Annotated in this window: 5 protein-coding genes; 2 read left to right on the forward strand and 3 right to left on the reverse strand. The window is 63.1% G+C overall.

Translation table 11 applies throughout. The features are described 5' to 3' along the window. Positions 1 to 175: 175 nt before the first annotated feature. The 3 genes from NLI89_RS21275 to NLI89_RS21285 all read right to left on the reverse strand — a co-directional run bounded on the left by NLI89_RS21275 (position 176) and on the right by NLI89_RS21285 (position 3,097). Entirely contained in the window at positions 176 to 1,204 is a 1,029-nt protein-coding gene (locus tag NLI89_RS21275; protein WP_116462980.1) for a Swt1 family HEPN domain-containing protein, read from the reverse strand. 20 nt (positions 1,205 to 1,224) lie between these two features. Beyond that, positions 1,225 to 1,890, reverse strand: coding sequence for a hypothetical protein (locus NLI89_RS21280; RefSeq protein WP_116462979.1), 666 nt, complete (start codon positions 1,888 to 1,890; stop codon positions 1,225 to 1,227). A gap of 334 nt (positions 1,891 to 2,224) precedes the next feature. Then, a complete protein-coding gene (locus NLI89_RS21285; RefSeq protein ID WP_116732679.1) occupies positions 2,225 to 3,097 on the reverse strand; it encodes a LysR family transcriptional regulator in 873 nt (290 codons plus the stop codon). Positions 3,098 to 3,243: 146 nt separating this feature from the next. Between NLI89_RS21285 and NLI89_RS21290 the strand changes: the two genes are divergently transcribed. Both NLI89_RS21290 and NLI89_RS21295 read left to right on the forward strand, forming a co-directional pair. Then, entirely contained in the window at positions 3,244 to 4,311 is a 1,068-nt protein-coding gene (locus tag NLI89_RS21290; protein ID WP_114688962.1) for a molybdopterin-dependent oxidoreductase, read from the forward strand. Further along, a complete protein-coding gene (locus NLI89_RS21295; protein WP_116732694.1) occupies positions 4,308 to 4,820 on the forward strand; it encodes an MgtC/SapB family protein in 513 nt (170 codons plus the stop codon). The genes NLI89_RS21290 and NLI89_RS21295 overlap by 4 nt, the downstream gene beginning before the upstream one ends. The last annotated feature ends 273 nt before the right edge of the window (positions 4,821 to 5,093 follow it).

The following is a 5,093-nucleotide window of genomic DNA, read 5'->3' on the forward strand; positions in this document are numbered from 1 at the left end:
CCGTCATCTGGGTTCAGGCGGCGCAAATCACCTATTTTTAATACAGTATGGAAGGACCGGCTCTAGGAAACCAAGTGGAGCCGTTGGATGGCGTGTAGTGGCGCACTGCTACCAGACTGACTTTCGGTTCCCTTCGCGGGTCAGTTGCGTTCGCTCTGCTGCCCCTTTGAAATCCTCAGACGCCGAAAAACGAACAAGGCATATCAGGACTGAGAAAGGCGAGCGGATTCTCGGGTCCGAGCACATATTCCGGCCATTGCGATGCCAAAGCGATCACCGCTTCCTTATCCGAAAAAGCGGCGCGCACGATGCTATTCACCGCGGCCTCGTGGCACTTTTCGATAAGCGCAACGATAGCTTTGGTACCCAGGACCGAAGGTATCGTCACGCGAACCTCGCTAGAGAAGCTGTCAAGCAGAACATGGACGAGGTGCGGGTGGAGCGCGCGGGTTCGATCTAGGAATCGTCGGTAGTCTAGGCCGCGTCCATCCTGCGCGAACAGTCGAATGTCATAAAGGAGACCCGGCTGCCCGGCTTTGAGGGTTGTGACATTGGCCCACGGACGTTGCTGGTAATGCACGGTCATCCCAACCGGCAGCTCCTTGTTCCGCGTTCCGATTTGTGCCCAACGCTTCTTCTCGAACTCGACGAACGGGAGCGGGTCGAGCGGCAAAAAGCGCTTAGCCACTGGATTGATCCGCTGCGGCAGGAAGGGCTGGCCGTTGTTGTAACTGGTGCAATATCGCCAAAAGCTCTTGTCCAGATCCCGTAGAAACTGAAGAATGCGGGCGTAGTCATCAGCATGCCCAGCGCGAAAGTGCGCGACGCGGTTGCGGATTTGCTTAACCTCGCGCAACTTGGCATGCCAAAGATCGCGCGGGGGGAAATAGGTTTCGAAGCAGTCCCAATGTGTCTCGATCAATTCGAGCAAGGCGGGCAACTGACTGTAGCTCAGCGCGCTGCTTTCCGCTGTAGGCATATGGGTAAGCGATGCATCTGCCTGTTGATGGCCCGGCTTCTTTTTCAGATCATCTGCCCAAGAATCGCCGAGCTTCGCTCGAAGCTCGACGTAAACCATCGCCCGCAGCCACGTTTCGAACTGCCATAGACGTGAGTAGGTGTTGACGACCCGCACCGGGACATCGCCTATGCTCTCGGGACGGACCTCGCCTGCTGGCTCGGTTGCTTGCACGCCATTCGTCATCAAAATCCCCCGGGCGACCGTCAGCGCATTTTCACCGGGCCGAACATCCCCGATTCCACAAGGCTCAGATAAATCTTCTTGAGAGCCAGTGCGGTCTCCTGCGTCACGAACAGGGACGATCGACTGCCATGGGGCTCGCCAAGCAGATAGGGGCGCATCGTTTCCCACGTTTCGGCGCGCTGCGACCAGCGCCAGCAGGGGAGTTCCTGCTCGAGCATCAGAGGCACGGCGAGCGATTTTGGGATGGTGTGGTTGGCTTCCAGACCGCGGTCCCAATTGCACCGGACGAGGATGGGCTCAGCGTTGTCCATGTAGAACGGACCGTCGAGACGTTCGGCGGAAATCGAGACCCCAGGCGGGCAGACAATTCGTTGCGCTGAAGCGATCACCTTGTCGCCGTCAACGTAGGGACAGGTGATGAAGCCATGCGCAAAATAGCGCGTATGGTCGAGACCTTCATAGCCCGTGCGTTCGCTGGGATAGGTTTCCGGATTCCGCCCGTCATGCTGGGCGACCAGCGGGTGCCAGGTGGGATAGCCGTCGACCGGCGGACCGATCTCCTCGACAATCGCACGAAGTGCCCCGTCCGACAGCTCGCGCTGTGCTGGCGTGAAATGCCGCGACACAAGGTAGTTGCGCGCCTTCTCATAACCGCTCGCAGCGGCTTCATCTGCTCTGAACGCCATTTCGATTCCTAATACGGCCTTACTGTGCGCTGAAACGGCAAATTACACATGAGATGTCAATATCGTGCGCGTCTTAGGTATTAAGCGCGACGGCGACACGTTGCCTCGTGAACATGTCCGACAAACACATGTTTTCGGACAGGGTGCGCTCCGGCCTTGGGTCGTGGTGCCAACAGGACGGCAGAGTGTGCGACAAATCCTGTCGCTTTGGTCAGCTGTACGGAAACCCGAATCTGGGGGTTTGCCGACACCCGATCGCGTTACCGTATATCTGGGTCCGTTCTATGTGCTGACCCCGGCTTGAGGCCGCTGAGAACGGAGTGCGTGTCGGCAGTCATGCGACCTGCTCCTTGACGAGGTTCGTCAGCGCGTCGGCCGCGCGGGTGCGATAGCGTTCCTTGTGGCGTAGCGCGTGAAAGGCGCGGTCGGGCAACCCAAGCGGCAGCTCGACCAGATCGCCGGCCTTGAGCGCGCGTGCGACGACCAATCGCGACAACACAGCGACGCCGGCACCGGCCTCGACCGCGGTACGCACCGCCTCGTTGGACGGCAACGTCATCGCTACCGTCAGCTGGGCCGGATCGAACCCGCGCGTTCGCAGCACGTCCTCGAAGGTCGAGCGCGTGCCCGAACCCTGCTCGCGGACGATCCAGCGTGCAGCGCGAAGCCAGTCCTCGTCGACGCGCCCGGCGTCCTCGCGGCCGACCAGCACCATCGGGTCATGCCCGACATTCCAGTGGGCGAGCGCCGGTTCGTCCACCTCGCCCTCGACGAAACCGAGCTCCGCGGCGCCGCTCAGGACCTGCGCTGCTGCACCTTCGGTGTTGTCGATCGCCAGTTCGACCGCGATCTGCGGGTGGCGTTCGTGGAAGGCGGCGAGCTTTGCCGGCAACCAGTAGCTCGCGATCGTCTGGCTGGCGACGATCCGCAACGAACCACGGGCAAGCCCGGCATAGTCCGCCAGCATCGTCTCGGCATGCGCTGCCCGCCCCAGCACCGCGCGCGCTTCCTCCAGAAAGCCTCGGCCTGCTTCGGTCAGCTGGATGCCACGCCCGACGCGGTGGAACAGCGGAACGCCGTAGCGCGCTTCGAGGGCCGCAACCGCCCCGGAGGCAGCAGACTGCGTGACGTTCAGCGCCTCCGCTGCCTTGGTGACGTGTTCGCGCTCCGCGGCACCGACGAAGATTCTGAGCTGCTCCAGGGTCATGCAGCATATATCGCGTACTTAGATCGATACGACCAACCGTTTGATATGGTCATTCCAATCTGGATATCGGAATGATCGGCAGCCTTTCGTCTGCGATGGTCTCGAAGACTTGGAGCGTTAGGCGGGCCTGCGACGTTTGATCGTCCATGACCAATATGATCGCGCGCAATTCCGATCCCTACAACGCCGAGCCGACGCCCGGTGCGTTGATCGAGCGGTTCCTGACGCCGCAGGCGCTGTTCTACGTGCGCAGCCACGGGCCAGTGCCGGATCTGCCCGCCAATCATCGGATCGAGGTGAGCGGGACGGGCATGGCGAGCCGCTCTTTTTCGGTAGAGGAACTGAAAGCTACGTTCCCCACGCGGACGGTGACGGCAGTTCTCCAGTGCGCCGGCAACCGGCGCACTGACCTCCAGCAGGTCGGAAAAACGTCGGGTGATCCTTGGGATGTCGGCGCGATCGGCAATGCAGAGTGGACCGGCGTACGCCTGGCCGATGTGCTCGATGCGGTCGGCGCACCTGATGCTTCCGACCTGTTCGTGGCGTTCACCGGCGCGGACGAGGTGGACGTGGAGGGCGAGGAAGCCTTGTTCGGGGTATCGATCGCCATGAGCAAGGCGCGGCAGCCCGACGTCCTCCTCGTCTGGGCGATGAACGGCGAGCCGCTGACGCCCGAACACGGCGCACCGCTCCGCATGGTGGTGCCGGGCTATGCCGGCGTGCGCAGCGCCAAGTGGCTGACACGGATCGAGGTGCGAGACATGCCTTCCGACGCACCGATCCAGGCGCACGACTACAAGCTGTTTCCCGCCGATGTGACGAGCGACACCGTCGACTGGAGCCGGGGTCTGACCATCAATGCCATGCCGCTCAACGCCGCGATCTGCGTGCCCGGCTCTGGCGAAAGCCTGCCGGCCGGGGAGGTGCGGATCGAGGGCTATGCCATCGCCTATGATCGCCGCGTCTCTCGGGTCGAAGTGTCGGTAAACGGTGGTCGCGAGTGGCAACAGGCGACGTTCGCCGATGATCCGGAGACGCACTGGGGTTGGCGGCGCTGGACCCTCGACGCCACGCTTGCCAAAGGTCGCCAGCACCTCGTCGTGCGCGCCTTCGACGGGGCTGGACAGGGACAGCCCGAACGGCCGGACACGATGTGGAACTTCGCCGGCTATCTGTGCACCGCCTGGCATCACGTCCACGTGCTGGTCGAATGATCGAAGCGTCAGCGGGATCGGACATCGGCTTCTGGATCGATGCGATCGGGCGGCTGGTGGTTGCGACCGTGGCCGGGATGGTGCTCGGCTGGGAACGCTCGCGCGAGAACCGGCAGATCATGGGCTTGCGAACGCTGGGTCTGGTCGGTCTGGCGAGCTGCATCGCCGTGCAGGCGGTCGTGCATAGTGGCCTGCCAAATGTAAACGCCGACGCCGCAGGGCGGGCGATGCAGGGCATTCTGACAGGCGTCGGTTTCATCGGTGCCGGCGCGGTGCTGCGGGTCGGCCAGGGTCAGGAAGTGCATGGATTGGCGACCGCCGCGTGCATCTGGGTGACGGCCACGATCGGCGCGGCAGCGGGGTTGGCAGTGTGGCCGCTCATCATCGGCGGGGTGAGCCTTGCAATGCTCGTCCTGTTCGTCGGTGCGCCGCTGGAACGCCGCATCCGCGAGCGGGCTCGCCTGACGCCGGCCGAGGCCGACAGGAAGGACGTCGAGCGCAAGCCGTGATCCCGCTGGATCGCCCGGTGCCTGTCGGCGTCGGGAAGCGGCAAGGTGCAATCAGGACACCAGCGCCGCATCGGCCTGGCGCCGGACCTCGTCGGCGATCGGATGCGGCTCGGAAGCGGGGCGCTCGCCCACCACTGTGGATCGGCGTGCAAAAGGGACCCCGGTAGCGGGGTGATCGGCGTCGAAAAAGGACCCCTCATCCTGGGGGTCTAGGCTGCTTGCTTGGCGGTGTGTCAAGCGGCGAGATCGGGATGGGGAACGGTGAGAGAAGGG

The sequence above is a fragment of the Sphingomonas faeni genome (assembly GCF_024273235.1).
Lineage (GTDB): Bacteria > Pseudomonadota > Alphaproteobacteria > Sphingomonadales > Sphingomonadaceae > Sphingomonas > Sphingomonas faeni_A.

Bases quoted from the DNA above. Each gene is read 5' to 3' on its own strand.
- NLI89_RS21275 (WP_116462980.1), bottom strand. From the start codon at position 1,204: ATGACGAATGGCGTGCAAGCAACCGAGCCAGCAGGCGAGGTCCGTCCC.
- NLI89_RS21280 (WP_116462979.1), bottom strand. From the start codon at position 1,890: ATGGCGTTCAGAGCAGATGAAGCCGCTGCGAGCGGTTATGAGAAGGCG.
- NLI89_RS21285 (WP_116732679.1), bottom strand. From the start codon at position 3,097: ATGACCCTGGAGCAGCTCAGAATCTTCGTCGGTGCCGCGGAGCGCGAA.
- NLI89_RS21290 (WP_114688962.1), top strand. From the start codon at position 3,244: ATGACCAATATGATCGCGCGCAATTCCGATCCCTACAACGCCGAGCCG.
- NLI89_RS21295 (WP_116732694.1), top strand. From the start codon at position 4,308: ATGATCGAAGCGTCAGCGGGATCGGACATCGGCTTCTGGATCGATGCG.